The organism is Kitasatospora sp. Ki12, assembly GCF_054601375.1.
This window is the reverse complement of the sequence record NZ_BAAIHT010000003.1, coordinates 1,541,211-1,565,395: the sequence shown is the minus strand read 5'-3', so window position 1 is coordinate 1,565,395 and position 24,185 is coordinate 1,541,211. Positions and strand designations below refer to the sequence as shown.

The 24,185-nt window shown below is 73.8% G+C and carries 20 protein-coding genes; 10 read left to right on the top strand and 10 right to left on the bottom strand.

Features of this window, described 5'->3' with window-relative positions; genetic code table 11:
* Positions 1 to 6: 6 nt before the first annotated feature.
* The 7 genes from ACYP53_RS37465 to ACYP53_RS37435 form a co-directional block, all read right to left on the bottom strand.
* Positions 7 to 1,230, bottom strand: a complete 1,224-nt coding sequence (locus tag ACYP53_RS37465; RefSeq protein WP_189913804.1) for an MFS transporter — start codon at positions 1,228 to 1,230, stop codon at positions 7 to 9.
* Entirely contained in the window at positions 1,227 to 3,140 is a 1,914-nt protein-coding gene (locus tag ACYP53_RS37460) for an IucA/IucC family protein (RefSeq protein ID WP_459650678.1), read from the bottom strand. The genes ACYP53_RS37465 and ACYP53_RS37460 overlap by 4 nt, the downstream gene beginning before the upstream one ends.
* Positions 3,137 to 4,363: an ATP-grasp domain-containing protein gene (locus ACYP53_RS37455; RefSeq protein WP_189913803.1), complete on the bottom strand. Its 1,227-nt coding sequence runs from the start codon at positions 4,361 to 4,363 to the stop codon at positions 3,137 to 3,139. The genes ACYP53_RS37460 and ACYP53_RS37455 overlap by 4 nt, the downstream gene beginning before the upstream one ends.
* Before the next feature lie 161 nt (positions 4,364 to 4,524).
* Positions 4,525 to 5,520 carry an ABC transporter substrate-binding protein gene (locus tag ACYP53_RS37450; protein ID WP_189913802.1) on the bottom strand — a complete coding sequence of 332 codons (996 nt, stop codon included), beginning with the start codon at positions 5,518 to 5,520 and terminating at the stop codon, positions 4,525 to 4,527.
* A 46-nt stretch (positions 5,521 to 5,566) separates the two neighbouring features.
* Positions 5,567 to 6,517, bottom strand: coding sequence for an ABC transporter ATP-binding protein (locus tag ACYP53_RS37445; protein ID WP_459650677.1), 951 nt, complete (start codon positions 6,515 to 6,517; stop codon positions 5,567 to 5,569).
* Positions 6,517 to 7,551 (bottom strand): FecCD family ABC transporter permease, encoded by a 1,035-nt coding sequence (locus ACYP53_RS37440; protein WP_459650676.1) that lies wholly within the window; start codon positions 7,549 to 7,551, stop codon positions 6,517 to 6,519. Before ACYP53_RS37440 ends, ACYP53_RS37445 begins: the two co-directional genes overlap by 1 nt.
* Complete coding sequence (locus tag ACYP53_RS37435) at positions 7,548 to 8,528, bottom strand: FecCD family ABC transporter permease (RefSeq protein ID WP_459650675.1); 981 nt, start codon at positions 8,526 to 8,528, stop codon at positions 7,548 to 7,550. The genes ACYP53_RS37440 and ACYP53_RS37435 overlap by 4 nt, the downstream gene beginning before the upstream one ends.
* A 226-nt stretch (positions 8,529 to 8,754) precedes the next feature.
* On the opposite strand from ACYP53_RS37435, the gene ACYP53_RS37430 reads away from it, so the two are divergent.
* Positions 8,755 to 9,636, top strand: coding sequence for a (2Fe-2S)-binding protein (locus ACYP53_RS37430; RefSeq protein ID WP_459650674.1), 882 nt, complete (start codon positions 8,755 to 8,757; stop codon positions 9,634 to 9,636).
* Between the two features lie 66 nt (positions 9,637 to 9,702).
* On the top strand, positions 9,703 to 10,104 hold the full coding sequence (locus ACYP53_RS37425) for a VOC family protein (protein WP_189913797.1): 402 nt from the start codon (positions 9,703 to 9,705) through the stop codon (positions 10,102 to 10,104).
* Here the strand turns inward: ACYP53_RS37425 and ACYP53_RS37420 are convergent.
* Positions 10,065 to 10,511: a DUF6191 domain-containing protein gene (locus ACYP53_RS37420; RefSeq protein WP_459650673.1), complete on the bottom strand. Its 447-nt coding sequence runs from the start codon at positions 10,509 to 10,511 to the stop codon at positions 10,065 to 10,067. The two genes, ACYP53_RS37425 and ACYP53_RS37420, sit on opposite strands and share 40 nt — an antisense overlap.
* 107 nt (positions 10,512 to 10,618) lie before the next feature.
* Between ACYP53_RS37420 and ACYP53_RS37415 the strand changes: the two genes are divergently transcribed.
* The 5 genes from ACYP53_RS37415 (at position 10,619) to ACYP53_RS37395 (ending at position 18,260) form a co-directional block, all read left to right on the top strand.
* Positions 10,619 to 11,377, top strand: coding sequence for a dienelactone hydrolase family protein (locus ACYP53_RS37415; protein WP_189913795.1), 759 nt, complete (start codon positions 10,619 to 10,621; stop codon positions 11,375 to 11,377).
* A 197-nt stretch (positions 11,378 to 11,574) separates the two neighbouring features.
* A complete protein-coding gene (locus ACYP53_RS37410; protein ID WP_459650672.1) occupies positions 11,575 to 12,585 on the top strand; it encodes an alpha/beta fold hydrolase in 1,011 nt (336 codons plus the stop codon).
* A gap of 113 nt (positions 12,586 to 12,698) precedes the next feature.
* A complete protein-coding gene (locus tag ACYP53_RS37405) occupies positions 12,699 to 14,843 on the top strand; it encodes a serine/threonine-protein kinase (protein ID WP_459650671.1) in 2,145 nt (714 codons plus the stop codon).
* Positions 14,844 to 15,350: 507 nt separating this feature from the next.
* On the top strand, positions 15,351 to 16,991 hold the full coding sequence (locus ACYP53_RS37400; RefSeq protein ID WP_459650670.1) for a M4 family metallopeptidase: 1,641 nt from the start codon (positions 15,351 to 15,353) through the stop codon (positions 16,989 to 16,991).
* Between the two features lie 315 nt (positions 16,992 to 17,306).
* On the top strand, positions 17,307 to 18,260 hold the full coding sequence (locus tag ACYP53_RS37395; RefSeq protein WP_459650669.1) for a CPBP family intramembrane glutamic endopeptidase: 954 nt from the start codon (positions 17,307 to 17,309) through the stop codon (positions 18,258 to 18,260).
* 112 nt (positions 18,261 to 18,372) lie between these two features.
* On the opposite strand, the gene ACYP53_RS37390 is transcribed toward ACYP53_RS37395, so the two are convergent.
* Positions 18,373 to 19,350, bottom strand: a complete 978-nt coding sequence (locus ACYP53_RS37390; RefSeq protein WP_459650668.1) for an ABC transporter substrate-binding protein — start codon at positions 19,348 to 19,350, stop codon at positions 18,373 to 18,375.
* A 255-nt stretch (positions 19,351 to 19,605) separates the two neighbouring features.
* Positions 19,606 to 20,394, bottom strand: a complete 789-nt coding sequence (locus ACYP53_RS37385) for a MerR family transcriptional regulator (protein WP_459650667.1) — start codon at positions 20,392 to 20,394, stop codon at positions 19,606 to 19,608.
* Positions 20,395 to 20,695: 301 nt separating this feature from the next.
* Here ACYP53_RS37385 and ACYP53_RS37380 point away from each other — a divergent pair, with 301 nt between their 5' ends.
* From ACYP53_RS37380 to ACYP53_RS37370, 3 genes are read left to right on the top strand one after another with little or no spacing between them, the layout of a single operon-like run.
* Positions 20,696 to 22,219 (top strand): flavin-containing monooxygenase, encoded by a 1,524-nt coding sequence (locus ACYP53_RS37380; protein ID WP_373313679.1) that lies wholly within the window; start codon positions 20,696 to 20,698, stop codon positions 22,217 to 22,219.
* Entirely contained in the window at positions 22,216 to 23,247 is a 1,032-nt protein-coding gene (locus ACYP53_RS37375; protein ID WP_459650666.1) for an alpha/beta fold hydrolase, read from the top strand. Before ACYP53_RS37380 ends, ACYP53_RS37375 begins: the two co-directional genes overlap by 4 nt.
* Positions 23,244 to 24,149 (top strand): SDR family oxidoreductase, encoded by a 906-nt coding sequence (locus tag ACYP53_RS37370; protein ID WP_189913787.1) that lies wholly within the window; start codon positions 23,244 to 23,246, stop codon positions 24,147 to 24,149. The genes ACYP53_RS37375 and ACYP53_RS37370 overlap by 4 nt, the downstream gene beginning before the upstream one ends.
* Positions 24,150 to 24,185 lie beyond the last annotated feature (36 nt).

Sequence of the window (24,185 nt, the reverse complement as noted above, 5' to 3'; positions counted from 1 at the left end):
CGGCGGTCATCGGCGACTCCAGCGCTGGCGGAGGGACGGGAGGTTGAGTGCGGTGGCCGCGACGGCGGCCAGCAGGGCGGCGGCGGTGCCGGCCACCACGGGAGCGGCGGCGCCGAATCGCCCGTTGGCCAGCGCGGCGACGGCGCCGGCGGCGACGGCGCCACCCTTGGAGACGAGTTCGAGGGTGCCGAACATCCGGCCCGGCGCGCGGCCCTTGGCGGCTCCGGCGGCGAGCACGGCGAGGCAGACGAGGCCCAGCGTGAGCCCGGCCCCGAGCAGCAGCCGTACCGCGATGAACACGGGCAGCGAGTACGCCACGGCGTGTCCGGCCAGGCCGAGCGCGACGAAGCCGAACCCGAGGGCTAGGCCGGTGTGCGGACGGGAGTCGAAGACGGTGTGGGTGCGGGCGGCGAACACCAGGTAGCACAGGTGCGGCAGGGCGAACAGCACGCCGGTGGTGGTGCCGTCCACGCCGGGCAGGCGCTGCTCGGCGAGGGCGATGAGGTACGGGAAGGAGATCACCGTCGCGAAGACGAAGGCGAATTCGAAGACGTAGAGCGTCAGGAGCGGCGTCGTCGCGGCCGGCGCGGGCGCCGGTCCGGCGGCGGCCTCCGGGGCCTCCGGGCACTGCGGCTCGGGCAGCAGCGAGAGGAACACCGCCGCGGTGAGCGGGAGTACGGCCATCACCAGGTACTGGCGGTGCGGGTCGATCCACGGGGAGAGCGCCCCGACCAGGATCGGTGCGGCCACCAGGGCCGCCCGTGCGCTGCCCTGCATCAGGGTGAGCGCGCGGGAGAGCCGGGAGCCGTCGAGCGCGGCGGCCAGATAGCCGTTGGTGGCGGCGAAGGTGCCGCCGAGGAAGCCCTGGAGGACCAGCGCGAGGGTGAACGCGGGCAGGCTGTTCGCCGCTCCGGCCACCAGGAAGGAGACGGTGAGCCCGAGTTGGGCGCGCAGCAGCAGCCGCTTGCGGCCGAAGCGGTCGGCCAGCCGGCCCCACAGCGGCGCGCCGAGTGCGCTGAACACCGTCGGGACGATGTACAGCACACCGGCCCACCGGGCCTGCGGGTCGCCGAGCGTGGGCAGGATCGCCGTCAGGTACGGCGGCAGGCCGAGCGCGGCGAAGGACGCGACGAAGTAGCAGGCCGCGACGGCGTGCACCTGGCGTCGGCCGAGTCCACCGGAGGGCGCGGCCGAGGGCGGCGACTGCTGCGGCAGGGTCTCCACGCTCATCGGGCGGTCCCGTCGGCGCGGGCGGTGCCGGCTTCGGCGCGGGCGGTGCTGCCTTGGGCGGTCCCGTCGGCGCTTCGTGCGGGGTCCCGGACGGAGTCGCGCAGGTAGTTGGGGCCGGTGGTGTAGTGCTTGTTGATGTCGGCGGCGCCCGAGCGCTGCTTGCTGAGCAGCGTTCCCGCGGTGACCATGGCCTTGACCGGCAGGCGTTCGGCGTCCAGCAGCGCCGCCCGCAGCGGCTCGCCGACCGGGCCGAGCCGTTCCACGGCCTCCGCCGTCCGCTTGCGCAACAGGGCTAGGGTGTCCGGGAGTTCGGCGCGGCCGTGGTCGGCGAGGCCGAAGGCGAGCGCGCCGGTGCACAGGTGGCCGGTGATGGTGGCGAACAGGGCGACGAGCGCCCCGTCGTCCTCGCCGAAGATCCTGGCGTCGTCGAAGTCCTCGACGGACGGGGCGAGTTCGCCGAGCGTCGAGGCCATCCGGGCGGTGTGCACGCGCGGGCCGTCGTCGTCCTTGTAGAGCAGCCGCAGGCCGTCCGGGTCGAGCACCAGCGAGGTGTTCTGCTGGTGGGACTCCAGGGCGATGCCGTAGCCGAACAGCGTGGCCTGCCAGTCCAGCAGCAGTTCCAGCAGGGCGTCGTAGCAGGCCAGGACGTCACCGCCGTGGTGACGGTCGGCGAGGTGGTCGATGACCAGGCGGCCGTCGGGCGCGGGGGCCAGCAGGGCGGCCAGCGGGACGGTCGTCGCCCGCTCCAGCCCGGCCGGGTAGCGGCGCAGCAGGACGGCCAGCAGCTCGTGTCCGGCGTGCGCCCAGGTCTGCTCGTCGGCGTGCAGGATCCGGCCGGCGAACCGCGGCTCGCGCTCCAGCACGGCCTCGATCAGCCGCTGGCCGGCCGCGCCGTCGAGCAGCGTGCCGGGCTTGATGGTGCGGCGGTTGAGCCGGCCCAGGGTGGCGGTGGCGAGCGGGAGTTTGAGGTGGCAGGCCGGGTCGTCGGCGACGGCGACGGTGCGCATCGACAGGGTCGGGACGACGGTCAGGTACGGCCGGTCGGCGAGCACCGTGCGACCGGTCAGGCCGGCCGCGGCCAGCGCCTCGTCCAGCGGTGCGCCCACGGTGAGCGGGTGGACCGGCAGGGTGGCCCAGTCCTCGCCCGGGCACTGGTCGCCGAGGCCGAGCCAGGCCGGGGTGGGCCACCAGCTGGGCAGCGGCTGCTCGCCGCGGACGGTCAGCGACCCGGCCGGCACGGCCAGCCAGCGCAGCTCGAAGGCCGGGTGGAACTCGGGTGCGTAGGAGCGAAGTTGGGCCTCGCTGAGGCCGGAGCGGCCGCGCGCGGTCGGGTAGACCGGGTGGTCGAGGTAGGCGGCCAGGGTGTCGTGGCCGAGGGCGGCGGCGAGGCCGGTCCAGTCGGACGGGTCGGCGCCGTAGAGGTCGGTCAGCCGGTCGTGCACCCCGGCGCGGGCGCGCTCGTGCAGCTCCATGGTGGCGAGGGTCTGCCGGCACTCCTCGGCGAAGGCCGACCAGCCCGGCCGGTCCTCGGCCTCGGCGAGCTCGGCCAGGGCCGCCACGACGGTGTCCGGGCCGGTGAGGCGGCGCCCGTCGAGCTCCAGCAGCGGCAGCCGGGCGGCGTACTCGCACTGGAAGCCCTCGGGGGCCACCGGAAGGGCGAGCCGCAGCTCGGCGACGGTCAGCCAGGGGCCGTCCGGACGGTCCTCGACGGCGCCGCGGGTGCGCAGCCCGAGGACGTCCTCGCGCAGCAGGGCGGAGAGCACCCGCAGGGTGAGCTGGTCGGCGGCGGTCGCGGGGCTCGGGGCGCCGGCCTCGGCGAGAGCCTCGGCGGGGGCCGTGGTGCGGGCCTCGACGGGGGCCGCGGCGGCGGGCTGGGCCGCGGCGTTCGCGGGCAGGGCTCCGGCGGTCACGGGGTGATCTCCCAGCGGTTGGCGGCGAGGAAGCGGGCGACGGCGCCGTCCACCGCGTCCTGGTCGGTGCCGACGGCCCAGATGACGCCCAGGTAGTCGCGGTTGGTGCGGTAGTGCTCGTGGCGTTCGCCGACCGGGCGCAGCGGGCGGTAGGCGAGCCGGACGCCGTCGCGCTCCTCGTCGTACGGGCCGGGGGCGGCGGTGAGGACGCCGGCGCGGTCGGCGCAGACCACCTCGTTGCGGGCCCGGCGGGGGGTGGCGGCGCAGCGTTCGGCCAGGTCGGCGGGAAGCTCGCGGCCCAGGTGGACGCCGAGGATGAGCTCGAACAGGGGTATGCCGAGGATCTCGGCGAGCATCAGGTCGCACTGGTCGCCGATGGCGCGGTAGTTGACCTCGATGATGCGGGCGCGGCCGTCCGGCTGGAGGACGAACTCGGTGTGGCAGGCGCCGAACCCGACGCCGAGCGCGTCGAGTTGGGCGAGCACCTGGTCGACCACCGGTTGCGGGTGCGCCGGGACGAAGGTGAGCACCTCCTCGATGAAGTCCGGCGGCGGGGAGAGCCGGGTGCGGAAGCCGCCGAGGACGTGCCGGCGGCGGCCGTCGCCGAGGGTCTCCAGGGTGTACAGCTGTCCGTCCAGGAACTCCTCCACCACCAGGGTGGCGCCGGCCCTGCGGTGCTGGATCTCCTTGCAGCGCTGGGCGAGTTCGGTGGCGTCGGCGACCAGGGTGACGTCCTCGCTGGCCACTCCCTCGCGCGGCTTGACCACGCAGGGGAACGGCGGGTCCAGCTCGGCCGGGTCCTGCCCGGGGGCCAACTCGGCGGACCAGACGGTGTCCTGGCCGGTCAGCGCGAGGTGGCGGCGCAGCTGGCCCTTGTCCTTGGCGCGCAGTGCGGCCTTCCAGTCCTTGGCCGGGAGGCCGAAGTACTCGGCGGCCAGGGCGGTCTGGGTCTGCAGGTGGTCGCTGTTGCTGAACACCGCGACGGGCGCGTGGTCGCCGGAGTCCAGGCCGCGGCGGGAGATCAGGCTGATGACGGCGCGGAAGTCGCGCACGTCGCAGTCCAGGACCTCGGGCGCGGTGAAGGGGAGCGCGGCGTAGGCCTGCCGGTGGGGCTCGGCGTGGTCGGTGAGCACGGTGACGTCGAGCCCGAGCCGGGCGGCCGCGGGCAGGAAGCCGTCGGTGACCGAGTCGGTGGGGTTCAGGGCGAGCAGGTAGAGCCGCATGGAAGGTCCTCGGAGGGATGGCGGAGGAGGGTGGGCGAACGGATGACAGCCGGCAGGTGACAGGTGACAGGTGACAACCGACAGATGACAGCTGACAACTTTCGAAATCTGTTATCTGAAATCTGAAAGCTGTCATCCGTTCGCCCGCGTTCACGGGACGACTACTTGGGCGCGTCCACGCCGGTGGCCTTGGCGATGTCGACGAGCATCGCGTCGGCGGCCTGGACGCCGATGCCGGACATCCAGGTCTCGTCCGGGACGTTGAACACCTTGCCGTTCTTGACGGCGTTCAGGCCCTGCCAGACCGGGGTCTGCTGGACCTCGTTCTCCTTGGTCTTGCTCGGGTCGTCCGCGGTGGTGACGAACACCAGGTCGGCGTCGGCCTGGGTGATCTGCTCGGCGCTGACCTCGACGATGTTCTGGTCCACGTCCTGCGAGGCCGGGCGGGCCAGGCCGACGTCCTTGAGCACCACACCGCTGTAGGAGGACTTGGCGTACAGGCGGGTCGGGCCGGCCACGAAGCGGACCACCGAGGCGGTCGGCATGGTGCCGTTGTACTTGGCCTTGATCTCCTCGCCGAGCTTCTTCGCCCGCGCCTCGTAGTCCGAGAGCGCCTTCTTCGCCTCGTCCTCCTTGCCGAGCGCCTGGGCGTACAGCGCCAGGTTGTCCTTCCAGGGGAACCCGGTGGTCTCGGCCAGCACGGTCGGGGCGATCGCGTTCAGCTGGGAGTACACCTTGGCGTGCCGGACCTTGGAGGACAGGATCAGGTCGGGCTTGAGGGAGGCGATCAGCTCGAGGTTCGGCTCGTTCATCGGGCCGACGTCCTTGGTGTCCTTGATCTTGTCCTTGAGGTAGTTCGGAAACCCGCCCTCGGTCTTCATGTGCGGGGACACCGCGCCGACCGGCGTGATGCCGAGCAGGGTGACGTCGTCCAGCTCGCCGCTGTCCAGGACGACGACGCGCTTGGGCTGGCTCTTGAGCTCGGCGGTGCCGGCGGCGTGCTTGACGCTGCGCGGGAACCCGGCGGCGGCGCCGGCCGGGGCGGAGGACGCGGAGTCGCCGCCGGACTTGGCACCGTCCCCGTTGCTGCCGCAGGCGGCGAGCAGGGTGGTCGAGAGGGCGACGGCCAGGACGGCGACGGGGAGTCGGCGGTTCATCGGGATTCCTTGGATCGGGTCGAACAGGGGGACGGGAAAGGGGAGTTCAGAGCGCCGCGGGAGCGGCGGAGGCATCGGAGCCGGCGGCGCCGCGGGAGCCGCGCACCCGTGCCCGCGGCACGACCAGCGGCGTCCCGGTCTCCGGGTCGGGCACGACCCGGCACGGCACCTGGAAGACGGTCTCCACCAGCTCGGCCGTCAGCACCTCCGACGGCGGCCCGGCGGCCGCGAGCCGGCCGTCCTTGAGCACCACCAGGTGGTCGGCGTACCGGGCGGCCTGCCCGAGGTCGTGCAGCACCATGACGACGGTGCGCCCGGCCTCCGTGTGCAGGTCGGCGACCAGGTCGAGCACGTCGAGCTGGTGGCGCAGGTCCAGGAAGGTGGTGGGCTCGTCGAGGAGCAGCAGGTCGGTCTCCTGGGCGAGGGCGAGCGCGATCCAGACGCGCTGGCGCTGTCCTCCGGAGAGCCGGTCGACCTGCCGGTCGCGCAGTTCGGCGGTGCCGGTGCGCTCCAGCGCCTCCTCGACGGCGGCCTGGTCGGCCTTGGACCACGGGCTGAGCATCCGCTGGTGCGGGTAGCGGCCGAGCCGGACCAGGGCCTCGACGGTGACCGCCTCCGGCGTGACCGGCTGCTGCGGCAGCAGGCCCATCCGCTTGGCGAGGGTCCGGGCCGGCATCCGGTGGATGTCGGCGCCGTCCAGGGTGACGGTGCCGGCGGCCGGGTCGAGCAGCCGGACGAGCCCGCGCAGCAGGGTCGACTTGCCGCAGGCGTTGGGGCCGACGATCGCGGTGACGGCGTTGCCGGGCAGTTCGAGGTCGAGCCCGTCGACGATGGTCCGGTCGCCGTAGCGCAGGCCGAGGCCCCGGGTGGCGAGCCGGTTCGCGACCCCGGCCGGGGTCGCGCTCCCGGTCCCGGCCGCGGTCACCGCGGACCCGTCGGCGGGGCGGGCGTCGGGCCCCGCGGCGGCGCTCGGGGCGGAGGTCTTGGCGGACGACATCAGCTGCTCCTCTGGGGAAGCCGGCCCTGGCGGATCATCAGCACCAGGAGCCAGGGCGCGCCGAGGGTGGCGGTGACGGCACCGACCGGCAGACCGTGGACGGGGATCACGTGGAGCACCAGGAGGTCGGCGGAGAGCAGCAGCACGGCGCCGGTGAGCGCGGTGAGGCCGAGGGTGCCGAGGGTGGGCGGTCCGGCGAGCAGCCGGACCAGGTGCGGGACGGCGAGCGCGACGAAGGCGACCGGCCCGGTGAGGGCGGCGGCCAGCGAGGCGAGGGTGATGGTGAGCAGCAGCAGCCAGAGCCGGTCGCGGGCCGGGTTGAGGCCGAGGCCGCCGGCCGAGTCGTCGCCGAGGTCGAGGACGGAGACCCGCCGCTGGCAGAGCAGTACGGCGAGGGCGGTGAGCGCGATGGCGGTGCCGCCGATCCAGACCTCGGTCCAGTTGCGGCCGTAGAGCGAGCCGGTGGTCCACTGCAGCGCGGAGGAGGCCAGCTCGGCCGGGAACCGGACGATCATCAGGTTCACGGCGGCGGCCAGGCCCTGCTGCACCGCCAGGCCGACCAGCACCAGCCGGGTGACGGCCATCTTGGAGCGCCAGGCGAAGCCGCCGAGCAGCAGCGCCGCGAGCAGCCCGCCGCCGACGGCGGCCACCGGGATCAGCTGCTGGGAGGCGCCGCCGGCGAGCATCAGCACCGCGCCGAAGGAGGCGCCGCCGGTGATGCCGATCGTGTCGGGGGCGGCCAGCGGGTTGCGGAACAGCCGCTGCAGCATCGAACCGGCCATCGCCAGTCCGGCGCCCGCGATCAGTGCCGAGACCACGCGGGGCGCGCGGAACTGCTGCACCACCAGGACGTTGCCGGGCTCGCCCTGGCCGACGAGGGCGCGCAGCGCGTCCCAGACGGGGATGTCGACCTGGCCGGTGCCGAGCGCGACGCCGGTCAGCACCACCAGCAGGGCGGCGGCGACCAGGGACCAGAGGGCGGTACGGGTGCGGCGGCGGGTGAGGGCCCGGGCGGGGAGGGTGAGCGCGGTCACTTGGCCACCTTCCGGGCCAGCACCGCGAGCAGCGGCGCGCCGAGGAAGGCGGTCACGATGCCGACCTCGATCTCGGACGGGCGGACCACCAGCCGGCCGAGCACGTCGGCGGTGAGCAGCAGCAGCGGACCGGCGATCAGGCAGCCGGGCAGCAGCCAGCGGTGGTCGTTGCCGAGCAGCGGGCGGACCAGGTGCGGAGCGGCCAGTCCGATGAACGCCACCGGTCCGGCGACGGCCACCGCGCCGCCCGCGAGCAGGACGACGGCGAGCCCGCCGACCACCCGGATCCGGGCCACCGGCACGCCCAGCGCCTGCGCGGTCTCGTCGCCGAGCGCCAGCGCGTTGAGCGCGGGCGAGACGGCGAAGGCGCCGACCAGGCCGAGCACGAGGAAGGGCAGGACGGGGGTGAGGGTGTCCAGGTGCCGCCCGGCGATCGAGCCGGCCAGCCAGAACCGGGCCTCGTCGAGGGTGCGGTGACTGGCCAGCATCAGCGCGGAGGTCCAGGAGGTGAGCACCACGGTGAGCACGGTGCCGCCGAGCGCCAGCCGGACCGGGTCCAGGTCCCCGCCGCGCCGGGACATCGCGTACGCGGCGAAGGCGGCGACGGCCGCTCCGGCGAAGGCGAACCAGACGTACTCGATGGTGCGGGAGAGGTCCAGGGTGTAGATCGCGGCGACCACGGCGAGGCTCGCGCCCGCGTTGATGCCGAGGGTGACCGGGGAGGCCAGCGGGTTGCGGGTGACGCCCTGGGCGACCGCCCCGGCGACGCCGAGCGCGGCCCCGACGGCGAGCCCGATGAGCGTGCGCGGGACCCGAAGGCCCGTCACCACATCGGCGTCACCGCCGTGGGCGGCGCCGGTGAGGGCGTCGACGACGGTGGTCAGCGGGATGGGCCGGGAGCCCAGCGCAAGGCTCAGGGCCGCGCACAGCACGAGCGCGCACACGCCGACGACCAGCAGCAGGGGCCGCCGGAGCATCGAGGCGCGAGGCGTCGCCGGAGCCGTGGGGGGCGGCGGTTCGGTTCTCAACACAAGGCGACATCTTAGGTTAGGTTTACCTAAGTTCGTCAAGGTTGAGCCGGTTGGGCGGGATGGTCCGATCTGTCGGACCGGTGGTGGTCCGGCATGGTCGCCGGACACCATGAGGCATTGTAAGGTGAGCCTCACCTTAATCGATCATACGGAATCGATCACGGGAGGGTCGATGGTTCCCGGAACACACCTGTCCGTCGTGCCCCACGGCGCCCCACCGCTCGCGCCGTCCGCCGCCCTGGTCGGCGACTACCGGCGCCTGCTGGAGCTGTGCCCGGTGCTGGAACTGCGCCTGCTCGACCCCGCGGAACCGGCCCCGTCCGCCGCCGACGGCTGGTACTCCGGAGCCGAACTCGCCGACGACGAACGGGCACTGGCCGCCGCCCTGGCGGGCGAGGAAGCCCGGATCGCCGCCGAGCACGGCCGCGCCCCGCGACCGCACGTCACCGCCTCCCGGCTGCTCCACCACTACGTCTGGTCCGCCTGCCTGATCGTCGCCGGCCCCTGGCACCTCGCCCGCCGGGTCCCCGTCGTCAGCCCGGCCGACCTCTGGCTGCACGCCCCCACCGGCGCGCTCGCGCTGCGCCCGCGCGGACACGCCACCGTCCCCGGTGACGACGAGCTCCGCGCCGAACTGCGGGCCGCCGTGGTCGCGCACCTCGAGCCGGTCCTGGCGGCGTTCGCCCGGCCCACCCGGCGCCGCGACCGCGCGCTCTGGGGCATGGTGACGGACGACCTGGCCTCCGCGGTCTGGTACCTCGGGCGGATGCTCGACGGGGACGCCGCGGCGGTCGGGGAGGTGCCGGCCGTCGGGGAGGTTCTTGCCGGGGACGCCGAGGGTGCCGCGGTCGCCGCGGCCGGGGCCGTCCTGCCGGGCGGCACCCAGCCGCTCCCCGGCGCCGCTGACTTCCGCCTCCTGCACACCCCCGACGGGCGCGCCCACCACACCCGCACCCGGCTCGGCTGCTGCCTCTACTACGCGGTCAAGCCCGAGGCCGTCGCCTGCATGACCTGCCCGCGGACCTCCGACGAGGAGCGGCTGAGCAGGCTCTGACGGTCCATCGGCCGAGGTGCCGTACCGCCGGGTCCGCTGTCGGTGGCGTCGGCTAGGGTCGGCGACATGATCGATTCCAGCATGCGGGTCCGGATCGCCCGGCCCTCGCGCGACCTCGCGGCGGCCGAGCGCTTCTACGTCGGCGGCCTCGGCCTCGACGTGCAGTGGCGCACCACCGAGCGGGTCTCCGGCGAACACGACCTGCTGATGGTCGGCCCGTCCGGCGGAGCCTGGCACTTCGAGCTGACCCACGACCCGGAGCGTCCGCAGGAGCCCACCCCGACGGTGGAGGACCTGTTCGTCGTCTACCTCGGCGCGCCCGTGGACGAGGACCTGGTCGCCCGGCTGGAGGCGGCCGGCGGCACCCGGGTCGAGAACCACAACCCGTACTGGAACGAGTACGGCGTGACGGTGGCCGACCCGGACGGCTACCTGCTGGTGCTCTGCTCCCGGACCTGGGGCGCCTGACCGGCCGCGTCCGCGCCGTCGGCGTTCGCGCCCACGCGGTCGGCGTTCGTGTTCGCTCCGGCCGCGTTCGCGCCCAAGCCGTCAGTGTTCGTACCCTCGCCGTCGGCGTTCGCGCCCACGCCGCGCAGCACCGCCACGCCCCGGTCCAGGTCCACGCCGAGGTGCGGCGGCGAGCCGGCCTGCGCGTCGTCCCGCAGCGCCAGCTGCTCCTTCTTCTGCTCGACCTGGATCCGCTTGCCCGGGCTGAACAGCGCGTGCAGCTCGTCCAGGCCCGCGACGCCGAACCCCGCCCCGGGGCCGCGCTGCCGCTGACGCGGTGACGCCTCGTCCCGGATCTGCAACGCCGCCAGCACGGCCAGCCCGAGTAGCGCCGCCACCGTCGCCACCACACCCACGATCCACCCCATGCCCGCTCAACGCCGCACCGTGGCCCGAGCGTTCCCCGGCAACCCGTGTGGATCAGGCTCGGCGTCCACCGGATACCCTGCCGCACGAACGGAAGGAGCGCCTCACCATGACCGTGCGCGGAACCATCGTGGACATCCCGACGGCGGACGGCACCGCCGACGCCTACCTCGCCCACCCCGACGACGACCGGGCCCACCCCGGCGTCATCCTCTACATGGACGCCTTCGGGCTCCGCCCGCACCTGCAGCGGATGGCCGACCGGCTCGCCGCGGCCGGGTACACCGTGCTCGTCCCCAACGCCTACTACCGCAACGGCCGGGCACCGGTCGTCCAGCTCCCGGAGTTCATCGACCCGGAGAACGACGACACGATCTTCGACCGGCTCATCCCGCTGCTCGCCACCCTCACCCCCGAGGTGACCACCCGCGACGCGGACGCCTACCTGCGCTGGCTCGCCGAGTCCCCGCTGGTCCAGGACGGGCCGGTCGGTCTCACCGGCTACTGCCGCGGCGCCCTCCTCGCCCTGCGGACCGCCGCCAGCCACCCGGACCGGATCGCCCTCGCGGCCGGATTCCACGGCGGCAACCTCGCCACCGAGCACCCGGACAGCCCGCACCTGGGCGCCGACCGGATCACCGCCGAGCTGTACTTCGGCCACGCGGACCAGGACGAGGCGCTGCCGCCCGAGCAGATCGACCGGCTCGCCGAGGCCCTCACTGCCGCCGGCGTCCGGTACCGGGCCGAGGTCTACACCGGCGCCCTGCACGGCTACACCCAGGCCGACACCGCCCGCTACGACGCGGCCGCCGACGAACGGCACTGGGAGGCACTGCTCGGACTGCTGAAGCGCGTCCTGCCGGCCTGAGGTCCGGCGCGCGGTTCGTGGGCGTGGTGCGCGCCCGAGCTGTTGGTCTCCTGTTCATCGCCAGGCCAATGGAAATTCGGGAGACCGAGCGAACGGGCGGGCAGCGTCGGGTGCCTGAGGAAGAGTCAGGTAGCGTCGCGCGGGGCATCGGGGGAACGGGGCCGAGCGACGGATCCAGGGGGCCGTAGGTGCACACCATGCAGGACAAGCGGGGGACGCAGGCCGGGCCGGGGCTGCGGAGCGTCCAGGAGGCCGTCGCCCAGGCGTTCGCCGAATGCACGCCCGGCGGCGTGCGGCCGGGCGAACTCGACCGCGACGGACGGGCGTTGCGCTGGGTGGAGGCGGGGCAGGGCGCCGGTGCGCCGGTGGTCCTGATCGCGGGTTGCGGCACCTCGTCGCTCACCTGGACCCCGGTTCTGCCCGAACTCGCCCGGCACGGACGGGTGGTGGCGTACGACCGGGCCGGGCTCGGCGCGAGCGAGCCGCACCGCCCCGCCGTCCGGGTGGCCGGTCGGGGCGCCAATCCGGGCGCCGGCCCGGCCGTGAGCCGGACCGCGCACCAGGCCGTGAGCCGGGCCGGGGACCCGACGCTGGACGGCCAGGTCGAGGACCTCGCCGCCCTGGTGCGGCACCTGGACGCCGGTCCGGCCGTCCTGGTCGGCCACAGCTGGGGCGGTCAGCTGGCCCAGCTCCTCGCCTGGCAGCGGCCCGAGCTGGTCGCCGGGCTGGTCCTGGTGGACCCGGCGCACGAGGAGTTCCAGCCGCCCGCCGTCCGGGTCGCCGAAGCGGCGCTGAACCGGCTGTGGCTGCTCCGTACGGCGATGGCGTCCGTGTCCTCGTCCTCACCCGGCCCGGCGGATCCGCTTGCCCGGGCCGAGGCGGCCGTGGTCGCGCACTACCACCAGCGCCGGACCGTCCTCGCCGAGAACCGGCTGACGGCGGCCGCCGTCCCCGAGATCCGCCGGCGTCGGTCCGGTGCCCGGCTGCCCGAGGTGCCGGTGGCCGTGCTGAGCGCGACCGAGGGGCTGCCCCGGGTGTTGCGCTCCCGCTGGACCGCCCTGCAGTCGCAGGTCGCGTCCGCGGCCACCAGGGGAACGCACATCCTGGTGCGCGGCGCCGGTCACGCCGTCCACACCGACCGGCCCCGGGCCGTCATCGCGGCGGTCCTGGAGGTGTCCGACCACGCCCGGTACCTCCGGAATGCCTGACATTCGTGCTCAATTCCTTGTCGGATCCGGTCTGCTGAGGACACGACATGCTCTGGCACACTGTGTGCCGACGACCCGTCGGGGAGGGTCACGACACACTGGGGGACCGGGGTATGAACGGGGCGGGCAGCGTGCTCGGGGGGCGGTACAGGCTGGTCGAGCGGATCGGCGGCGGCGCGATGGGCTCGGTCTGGCGGGCCGAGGACACCGTGCTGGCCCGGCAGGTGGCGGTCAAGATCCTGCGCTCGGAGCTGTTCGAGGACGGCACCGCGACCCAGCGCTTCCGCCGGGAGGCCCAGCTGGTCGCGGCGATCGACCACCCCGGTGTGGTGGACGTCCACGACTACGGTGAGAGCGGCGCGGACGGCGACGAGCGCTGCGCCTACATCGTCATGGAGCTGATCGACGGGCGGCCGCTGGACCGGGTCCTGGAGGACACCGGCCCGATGACCGTCGCGCGCGCCCTCGACCTGGTGGCCGGCGCCCTGGACGCGCTGCACGCCGCGCACCGGCAGGACATCGTGCACCGGGACATCAAGCCGTCCAACCTGATGCTGCGCACCGACGGCCGGGTGGCCGTCACCGACTTCGGCATCGCCAGGGCGCTCGCCAGCACCAAGCTCACCGCCCCGTTCGCGATCATCGGCACCGCGCTCTACATGTCCCCGGAGCAGGCCGAGGGCTCGGCCCTCGGACCGGCCACCGACCTCTACTCGATCGGCGTGGTCTGCTACGAACTGCTGGTCGGCGAGCCGCCGTACTCCGGTGACGGGCCGCTGCAGATCGCGCTCAAGCACGTCAACCAGCCGGTGCCGGAGCTGCCGGAGACCTTCCCGGTGGCCGTCCGGGCGCTGGTCGCCCGGGCACTGGCGAAGAAGCCCGAGGAGCGGTTCGCGGACGCCGCCGCGATGGCGGCGGCGGCCCGGGCGGCGATCAGGCACGCCGGGGGCCCGGGCGGCGCGGCGGGCGGCCCGGGTGGCGTGGCGGGCGGTGCGGGCGCGGGGAAGCCCGGGGCGGCCGGCAGTGGGACGATCGCCCTCCGGCCGGCCGCGGCGCCGGCGGCCAAGGGCAAGCCCGGGGGAGGGGCGGAGCCGGAGCAGGCGGCCGGGGCAGGTGCGGCTACACCGGCCGCCACCAAGGGCGCCGCTGCCGAGGGAACCACTGGTAAGGGTGCGCAGGCCGGGGCCGTGGTCGTTCCCGGCGCGGGCGACGACGGCGCTTCGTCGAAGGACGCCGCCGCGTCGGGCGAGGTCGCACCGGACGAGGTCGCGAAGGTACGGCCGCAGGCGCAGACCGAGCCCGGCACGCGCCGGCCCCGGCGCACCCTGCTGGTGCCGGTGATCATCCCCATCATCATCTCGGCGGGCACCGCCACCGCCCTGCTGATCGACCGCAGTCCCGGCGGCTCCGACGCGATTGCGCCGCCCGCCGCCCAGCCGACCGTCGTGGTGACCGTTCCGGCGAGCCCCGTCAGCGGCACCCCGGCGGCCGCGACCACCACCCCGCCCGTCACCCCGCCGCCGACCGACACCCCGGCGGCCACCCCGAACCCCGACCAGCCGGTCCCCGGCGCCCAGAACCAGCAGCAGCCCCCCGTCCCGGTCCCGGCCCAGGGCGGATCCGGCGGCGGCGCCTCGGGCGGCACCCGGACCGGCGGCACGGGCACGAGCTCCGGCGGCGCGTCAGGTGGCGGGTCCGGCGGCGGGGCCTCGGGCGGCCAGGCGAACCAGCCCGGGGGCGGGGGTGGCGGCAACCAGCCCGCACCGCCCGCACCGCCCGTCAACCAGAACCCGCAGCCGCCGGCCCAGACCGCGGGCGGCGGCACCACCGCCGCCCCGCAGAGCCCGAGCCGGCCCGCGTCCTGCGGCGGCAACAGCTGGACGACCATCGTCAGCGTGAGGGACGACCGCGCGATCGGGATGCGCAACGACAGCCTGAACGGTGACAACCCGATCATCCTCGGCGGCGCCTCGCAGTACGGCTGGGTGCGTTCCACCGACCCGGGCACGTGGATCCACTTCAACGCCTGCAACAACGGCGGACCGGCGCTGGTCCAGACCATGGACGGGAAGGTCACGGCCACCACCGGGTACAGCTTCCTCACGAGTTGGACCGTCCGCAACGGCTCCACCGCGGGCTCGTACACGCTGGCCGACTACATGAACTCGGTCTGCATGACCAGCAACGGCCCGGGCAACGCGGTCACCATGGTCGCCTGCACTCCCGGCAACACGGCCCAGGAGTGGCGCTTCCAGTGACGGCGGAGCTCTGACCGCCACGGATTAGCACGGGCCCGGTGGGCGGGCAAGGGCCCGGGGTGGCGGAACCTCGCCACCCTGGTGGCAAGGAGCCTTGTGGAAGCTTCTACACACTTGTAAAAGTCGATCGACGATCGACCGGCCCCGCCCGCCGAACCCGCGTTCGGCGGGCGTTCGGCTGTCGGTGCAGGCGACCGGGCGTGCGTCGTACGGAAACCATTCGCGGGGTGGGGCGGATTGCCCCGGTTCGCGGGCGACTTGAAGACTCTTCACCTTCTGGCGGGCCCTGGCCAACTGCTGAAGCAGACCTGTCAATTCATCTGCTGGATTGTCATGCTTCTGTTCATCCCCCCGGCGGCCGCCACCACCCCCACCCCTTGGTGGCGAGCCGCCCGGCTGAACGGGATCTCAGCACGTCAGCGCCCGTCCCGCCCCACAGGTGCCGACCCGGCCCCCCGGGACGAGGTGCGACCGCGCCCACACGCGGTTTCCCGGAAGGACTCGTACGTGAAGCGAAAGCTCGCGGCCGTCGCCGTACTCTCGGCCACCGCCCTGCTGACCGGTGTGATCCAGGTGAGCACCGCCGCCCAGGCCGCCTCCTCCGACCCCTCGCCGCAGGCCCAGGCCGCTCAGCAGCACGCGACCGTGCTCGCGGTGGCGAGCGGCCAGGCCGGCCCGCTCGCCAAGGCGCTCGGCCTCGGCGACAAGGAGCAACTGGTCGCCAAGGACGCCGTGCTGGACAAGGACGGCACCCGCCACCTGCGTTTCGAGCGCACCTTCGCCGGTCTGCCGGTGATCGGTGGCGACCTGGTCGTCCACCAGAAGGCCGACGGCGCGGTCAAGTCGGTCTCCAAGGCCGTCTCCGCGCGGATCGCCCTGCCGAGCGTGACCCCGAAGGTCCCGGCCGACCAGGCCGCCGCGCAGGCCACCGGCGCCGTCAAGGCCACCGTCGGCGTGACCGTCGACGCCGACCAGTCGCCGCTGGCCGACGTCCACCAGACCGGCGAGGCCCAACTGGTGGTCTGGGCCACCGACGGCAACCCCCGCCTCGCCTACCGCACCACCGTGGAGGGCGTGCGCGCCGACGGCACCCCGAGCAGCCAGATCCTGGTCACCGACGCGGCCACCGGCGCGGTGCTCTCCACCCACGAGAAGGTGCAGACCGCGGCCGGCACCGGCAAGGGCGTCTTCGTCGGCCAGGTGCCGCTGACCACCACCGCGAGCGGCGGGCGGTACCAGCTCAAGGACGCGACCCGCGGCGGCCAGTCCACCACCGACATGAAGAACGGCACCTCGGGCAGCGGCTCGCTGTTCGCCAACACCAGCAACAGCTTCGGCGACGGCACCGCCGCCAACCGCGAATCCGCCGCCGTGGACGCGCAGTTCGGAGCGGCCACCACCTGGGACTTCTACAAGAAGACCTTCGGCCGCAACGGCATCCGCAACGACGGCGTCGGCGCCACGAGCCGGGTCCACTACGGATCCAACTACGTCAACGCGTTCTGGAGCGACGACTGCTTCTGCATGTCGTACGGCGACGGCAGCGGCGACGCCGCCCCGCTGACCGAACTGGACGTGGCCGGACACGAGATGAGCCACGGTGTGACCGCCGCGACCGCCAACCTCAACTACTCGGGCGAGTCCGGCGGCCTCAACGAGGCCACCTCCGACATCATGGGCACGATGGTCGAGTGGTACGCCAACCTGCCCTCCAACCCGCCGAACTACTGGATCGGCGAACTGGTCGACCTCAACGGGAACGGCACGCCACTGCGCTACATGGATCAGCCGAGCAAGGACGGCCAGTCCGCCGACTACTGGGACGCCAACGTCGGCAACCTGGACGTCCACTACTCGTCCGGCGTGGCGAACCACTTCTTCTACCTGCTGTCCGAGGGCAGCGGCGCGAAGAGCATCAACGGGTTCAGCTACAACAGCCCGACGTACGACAACTCGACGCTCGCGGGCATCGGCCGGGACAAGGCGGCGCAGATCTGGTACAAGGCGCTGACCACGTACTTCACCTCCACCACCGACTACGCGGGCGCCCGTGCGGGCACCCTCAGCGCGGCGGCGGACCTGTACGGCTCGGGCAGCGCGGAGTACAACGCGGTCGCCGCCACCTGGACGGCGGTGAACGTCAACTGACCCGGAGCTAGCGGGAAGGGACGCGAGCGACGGCCCAGGGTGCGAACGGCCGTCGTGCAGGCGCGAAGGTGCAGGCGCCAAGGTGCAGACGCCACGGTGCAGGCGCCAAGGTGCAAGCGGTAGGGGCGACGGTGTGCGGACCACCGTCGCCCCTGTCGCTGCTTGCTGTCTGACGCCATGTCAGAATCCGCGTTGGCATCCACGACCCGTCGCCGACACCCAGAAAACTGGACCATCCGCCCGGTAGTCGACAACCCCTCGGACCGGCAGTGCACTTGGTTCCCGGGCATCCTTCGGGTCCGTAGCGTCCTCGGCATGACGTTACTGACTTCAACCCCGCCGAGCGCGGGCCGTCGGCGCGGCCTGTTGGTCTACCTGGTCCTCGCCTACGCCGGGATGTGGGCGGCCATGGCGCCGTTGCTCGCCGACGGGTACCAGCGGGCCGACGCCCGGGAGGAGGTCGGCGGGCTCGAGCAACTGTGCATCGGTGCCGCGATGTTCGCCCCGGCGCTGGCGGCCCTGTTCGTGGTCCGCTTCGTGGAGCGCGGCCGCGGCGACGATGTGGACGGGGGTGGGGGAGGCGGGGTGCGGGACGCCCTCGCGCTGCACTGGCCCCGGCCGCGGGCCCGCGCCGTCCGGGCCTGCCTGCTGCCGCTCGGGGTGCTCGGCGGGCTGACGGCGGCGGTGCTGGCGGTCGGCGCCCTGGCGGGCAGTTATCCGTTCGCCGGATTCGGTGCGCTGGACGCGGGGGCGGTCGTTGCCTGGGCGGTGCGGGGCGTGATCGGGATGGCGCTCTCGCTGCCGCTCTTCTTCGGCGAGGAGCTCGGCTGGCAGGGCTTCCTCTTCCCCCGGCTGGTACGGCTCGGCGGTGGCGCCGAGGCCGGTACGGCAACCCTGGTCCGGGCGTACCTGCTCACCGGGACGGCCTTCGCGCTCTGGCACCTGCCGCCGCTGTTGATGGGCGGCCAGTACCCGGGACGGCCCTGGTACGTGGCGGTGCCCGCGTTCGTGGTCAGCTGCGTGCTCGTCCTGCCGGTGTTCACCTGGCTGCGGCTGCGCTCGGGGTCGGTGGTCCCGGCCGTACTGGCGCACACCTTCGCGAGCAGCATGAGCGTCTCGACGGTCAAGGAGTTCGCCGACCCGGACGCCGAGCTGGACCCGCTCACCATGGGGCTCGGCGGCTGGCCCGGCTGGATCGTCCTCGGCGCCTTCGTGGCCTTCCTGGCGTTCACCGGCCGGCTGCGACCGTCCCGGTATGGCCGGGGGTAGCGGGCGAGGCGGGCGAGGCGGGCGAACAGATGACAGTCGACAGATGACAGCTAACAGATGTTGAAATCTGTCAGCTGTCATCTGTTATCTGTCGGCCGTCCGTTGTCATCCGTCACCCGCCCGCCGGCACCAGGTCCTTGCGGATCTCGTCCAGGACCAGGCCGGCCCCGGTGTACCCGATGCCGAGCATCCACAGGTTGTCGTCCACCCGGAACACCCGCCCGTTGCGGACGGCGTCCAGGTTCTTCCACAGCGCGCCCTCCGTGATCTTCCCCTGGTCGGACTTGGCCGCGTCCCCGTACAGCGAGTAGAAGATGACGTCGGCCGCCGCCTGGTCCACCTGCTCCGGGCTGATCTCCATCGAGAAGCCGGGCTTGTCCTGGTTGGCGGGCCGGCCGAGTCCGAGGTCCTTGAACAGCGAGCCGACGAAGGTGTCGTTGAGGTACAGCCGGGTCGGCGCGCCCGCCAGGAAGCGGGCCATCTCGACCCTGGTCGCGGCGGCCTTGGCCGGTCCGCCGAGCGCCGTCACCAGGTCCCGCAGCTTCGTCCGGTACGCCGCGTCCGCCGCCTCCGCCTCGGCCTGGCGGCCCAGCGCCTCGGCGTGCAGCCGGACGTTCTCCTTCCAGGTCGGCCCGGTGGTCTTGGAGAGCACGGTCGGCGCGATCTTGGACAGCTCGTCGTACCGCTTGTCGTCGCGGACCTGGTTGCTCAGGATGAGGTCCGGCCGTAGCGCCGCGATGCTCTCCAGACTGGGCTGGCCGATCGTGCCGACGGTCTTGGTCCCGGTCAGCCGTTCGGCCGGGAGGTAGTTCGGGAAGGGCGCGCCCGCGCTGACGGTGGTGGCGCCGACCGGGGCGAGGCCGAGGGTGAGCACCGAGTCCAGCGCGTCCGTGTCCAGCACCACCACCCGGGTGGCCCGCGCCGGCACGGTGCTCTCGCCGCGCGCGTGCCGGACCGTCCTGGTGCCGCCCCCGCCGGGCGAACCGGCCGTCGGGGCGGGCGAGTCGGCTCCGCAGGCGGCGAGGGCGAGGCCCGGGGCGAGTCCGGCGGCGAGGCCGATCGCGGCGCGGCGGCTGAGGGTTCTGGGCATCGACGGCACCTCCAGGGTACGGGCGGGGCGCGGGGATCCCTGCCCCGAGCCCGCCCGGTTACGCCTGGACCCAGGGCGATCCGCAGGCGTCCGGAAGCACAACTGCCCCGCCACGCCCAGGAGTCGAGCGCCCCCTACGCGCGCCCGGATGCCGACGTGGCCCCGCCGTGCCTGGGCGCGCCGACGTGACCCGCCGATGTGACCCGCCGACGTGGCCTGACGACGCCGCCCGCCACGCCGGTGTCGACGCGGCCGCTACGCCTCGGAACCGCCCTCCCGTCGCTGGCGCAGCAGTTCCTCGTACTCGGCGTGCACCCGGCGGTCCATCGCGAGGGTGAACTGGGCGTCGGCGACGGTCCGGGCCAGCGGCCGCACCCGCAGGATGCGTTCGGTGAGCCGGGCCGCCTCGCCGGGTGGCAGCGGGGCGTCGGTGGACAGGGCGCTGAGCAGGTGCGCGGTGACCACCTCGATGAAGATCTCGGCGATGGCGTCCACGTGGTCCCGGGTGCGCCGACTGGCGTCGAGGACGGCCGCGAGCGGTACGCCCTCCGCCACCAGCTCGGTGGTGGCGTCCATCAGGCGGCGGCTGACGTGGGTGATCCCTTCGTCCTCGATGGTGATGAAGCCCTGGGCGATGGACTCGGCGGTGTTCTCCTCGGTGAGCTGGTCCCCGAAAGCCGCCTTCAGTTCCTCCCAGTCCAGGCGCACCGGGGTCTCGTCCGACCAGGGCGCGACGATGGCCGCCTCCAGTCCGATCAGGTCCGCGACGTCCCGCCCGCTCTCGCCCGCGCCGATCAGTTCGGCGATGCCGCCCAGGGTGTGGCCGCGCTCCAGCAGCTCGCCGATCATCCGCAGCCGGGACAGGTGCTCCTCGCCGTACCAGGCGATCCGGCCCTCCTTGCGGGGCGGCTGGAGCAGTTTGCGCTCGCGGTAGAAGCGCAGGGTGCGGGTGGTGATCCCGGCCGCTTCGGCCAGTTCCTCCACCCGGTACTCGCGTTTTCTGTCGCCCGCGGCAGCTCTGACCTTGTCCACGGCGATCAGCATAGGTCCGTCGGCCGGGAAGGCCGCCGGAACCGGGTCCGTCCGGCTTCTTCCATCCGGTGTCAGCAAGGACTACCCTGCCAACCGTGCCAGTGATTACTGGCGCGATTGAACAGGGTCCCGGGGGTAGACCCCGGAGAGCGCGACGATCACCGCCCCACCCTCAAGAGGAGGCCGCATGGCATCCAGCAGCAAGCGCCCCCGCTCCGGCGCGTCCGGTTCGTCCGAGGCTTCCGCCGCCGCCGGTGCCACCGCCGCCGCTACCGGCGAGGCCGAGGCGGCCGACGTGACCGAGGCGGCCGACGTGACCGAGGCGGCCCAGGCCGTTCCGCACGTCCGGGTGGCGGTGATCGGCTCCGGCTTCGGCGGCCTCGGCGCCGCGGTCCGGCTGCGCCGTGCCGGGATCACCGACTTCGTGGTCCTCGAACGCGCGGACTCCGTCGGCGGCACCTGGCGCGACAACAGCTACCCCGGCTGCGCCTGCGACGTGCCCTCGCACCTCTACTCCTTCTCCTTCGCGCCCAACGCCGAGTGGCCGCGCAGCTTCTCCGGCCAGCCGGATATCCGCGCCTACCTGGAGAAGGTCGCCACCGTCTTCGGTCTCCGCCCCCACTTGCGCTTCAACGCCGAGGTGCTGGAGGCCCGTTGGGAGGGCGACGAGACCCGCTGGCGGATCACCACCTCGGCCGGCCAGTGGACCGCCGACGCCGTCGTCTCCGCCGCCGGGCCGCTCGCCGACCCGCAGATCCCCGACCTGCCCGGCCTCAGCGGCTTCCCCGGCAAGGTCTTCCACTCCTCCCGCTGGGACCACGACTACGACCTGGCCGGCAAGCGCGTCGCCATGGTCGGCACCGGCGCCTCCGCCGCCCAGATCATCCCGTCGATCCAGCCCGAGGTCGGCAAGCTCACCGTCTTCCAGCGCACCCCGGCCTGGGTCCTGCCGCGCCGCGACCGCGAGATCAGCCAGCTGGAGAAGTGGGTGCACGGCCGCCTGCCGGTCACCGCGAAGATCCGCCGCGGCACCCTGTTCGCCCTCCGGGAGCTCCAGGTGGACGCCTTCGTCCGCCGGCCCGGACTGCTGCGCCTCGTCCAGCAGCTCGCCGAACGCCACATCGCGCAGGGCGTCCCGGACCCGGCGCTGCGGGCCAAGCTCACCCCGGACTACCGGATCGGCTGCAAGCGCATCCTGCTCAGCAACACCTACTACCCGGCGCTCGCCGCGGCCAACACCGAGGTGGTCTCCTCCGGCCTGCGCGAGGTGCGCGGCTCCACGCTGGTCGCGGCCGACGGCAGCGAGCACGAGGTGGACGCCATCGTCTTCGGCACCGGCTTCCACGTCACCGACATGCCCATCGGCTCCCGGGTGTTCGGCGTCGACGGCACCAGCCTGGCGGAGGAGTGGAAGGACGGCATGGAGGCGCTGCGCGGCTCGACCGTCCGCGGCTTCCCGAACCTGTTCTTCGTCATCGGCCCCAACACCGGCCTCGGCAACAGCTCGATGATCCTCATGATCGAGTCCCAGCTGAACTACATGATCGACGCGTTGACCACGCTCGGCTCGATCGGGGCCGCCGCGATGCAGCCGACCGCGCGCGCCCAGCGGCAGTGGAACCTCGAACTGCAGCACCGGATGGACCGCACCGTCTGGACCACCGGCGGCTGCCGCAGCTGGTACCTCGACCCGAGCGGCCGGAACACCGTGCTCTGGCCCGGCTCCACCACCTCGTTCCGCCGGGCCACCCGCAAGGTGGACCTCGGTGAGTACGAGCTGATCATGCGCACCGCGCCGGCCGCCGCCGCCCGTACCGTCCAGGAGGTCTCCGCGTGACCGTCCACCTGCCCGCCGAGTACGAACACCCCACGCCGGTCGAGGAGTTGAGCGTCCGATCGGCGGACGGCAGCCGGCTGCACGTCGAGGTGCACGGCCAGCCGGGCGCGCCCACCGTGGTGCTGGCGCACGGCTGGACCTGCTCGACCGCGTTCTGGGCCCCCGTGATCCGCGAACTCTCCGACCGCTACCGGGTGGTGGCCTACGACCAGCGCGGCCACGGCCACAGCGAGATCCCGCCGAGCCGGGTGCGCTACTCGACCCGGGCGCTCGCCGAGGACCTGTCGGCGGTGCTCCGGCGGACCGTCCCGGCGGGGGAGCGGGCCGTGCTGGCCGGGCACAGCATGGGCGGGATGACCATCATGGCCGCCGGCGGCCGCCCGGAGGTCGCCGAGCGCACCGCCGCGGCCGTCCTGATCTCCACCGGCCCGGCCGAGTTGGTGGCCGAGCTCACCGTGCTGCCCCCGGGCGTACGCTCCCCGGGCCTGCGCCGCTTCCTGCACCGGCAGCTGCTGCGCTCCCGGATGCCGCTCGGGCCGGTCTCCCGGGTCACCCGGGTAGCGCTCAAGTACGCGACCATGGGGCCGGGTTCGCCCGCCGGTCAGGTGGAGGCGACGGCCCGGATCGTGCACGCCTGCCCGACCGGCGTCCGCGCCAACTGGGCCGCGGTGCTCGACCGGCTGGACGTGCGCGCCGGACTGGCCCGGCTCGCGGCGCCCACCGCCGTCGTGGTCGGCACCGACGACCGGCTGACGCCGCCGGTGCACGCGCACCGGATGGTCGCCGAACTCAAGGACCCGCAGGGGCTGTTGCTGCTGTCCGGGGTCGGCCACATGTCCCCCCTGGAGCGCCCGGTGGAGGTCGCCGCGGAGATCCACCGGATGGCCGCCGCGTACCTGGTCGGTACGCCCGCCGTCGACCCGGCCGCGTCCGCCCCCTCCGTGGTGGACCCCGCCGTTGACCCCGTTGACCCCGTTGACCCCGTTGACTCCGCTGACTCCACCGACGAGAGGACCACCGTCGCATGAACGCCGTCCCGCCGTTGTCCGCGCAGGTCGTCGTCGTCACCGGGGCCGCCCGGGGCGTCGGGGCCTCGCTGGCCCGCACGCTCGCCCGGCGCGGGGCCAAGGTCGCCCTGCTCGGACTGGAGCCGGAGGAGCTGAAGGCCGTCGCCGCCCAGTGCGGCCCGGACGCCACCAGCTGGGAGGTGGACGTCACCGACCTCGACGCGCTGGAGGACACCGCCGCACGGATCAAGGACCACTACGGGCGGATCGACACCGTCGTCGCCAACGCCGGGATCGCCATCGGCGGACCGTTGACGGACAGCGACCACCGGGCGTTCAGCCGGGTCATCGAGGTGAACCTGCTCGGTAGCGTCGCCACCGCGCGGGCCTTCCTGCCGGCGCTCACCGAGAGCCGGGGCTACCTGCTGCAGATCGCCTCGCTCGCCGCCCTGACGCCGGCGCCGCTGATGAGCGCGTACTGCGCCAGCAAGTCCGGGGTGGAGGCCTTCGCCCACTCGCTCCGCGCCGAGGTCGCCTACCAGGGCGTGAAGGTCGGTGTCGGGTATCTGAGTTGGACCGACACCGACATGGTGCGCGGCGCCGACGAGGACACCGTGCTGAAGCAGATGCGGTCCCGGCTGCCGTGGCCGGCGAACAAGACGTACCCGCTGGAGCCGGCGGTGGACCGGATCGTGGCGGGGATCGCCCGCCGGTCCGCCCACGTCTACGCCCAGGCCTGGGTGCGGGGCATGCAGCCGGTCCGCTGGCTGCTGCCGAGCCTGATCGCGGTGGTCGGCTCCCGTGACGTCGCCAAGCTCGCCCCCCAGCTGGCCGCCACCGCCGCGAGTCGCCTGCGCGCCGTCGGCGCCGGAGGCGCGGCGGACACGGCCACCCGGGGGAGCCGCAAGGGCTCGACCGGCTGAGGGTCGCCGGGCGACGGCGGATGGCGGACAGCCGAC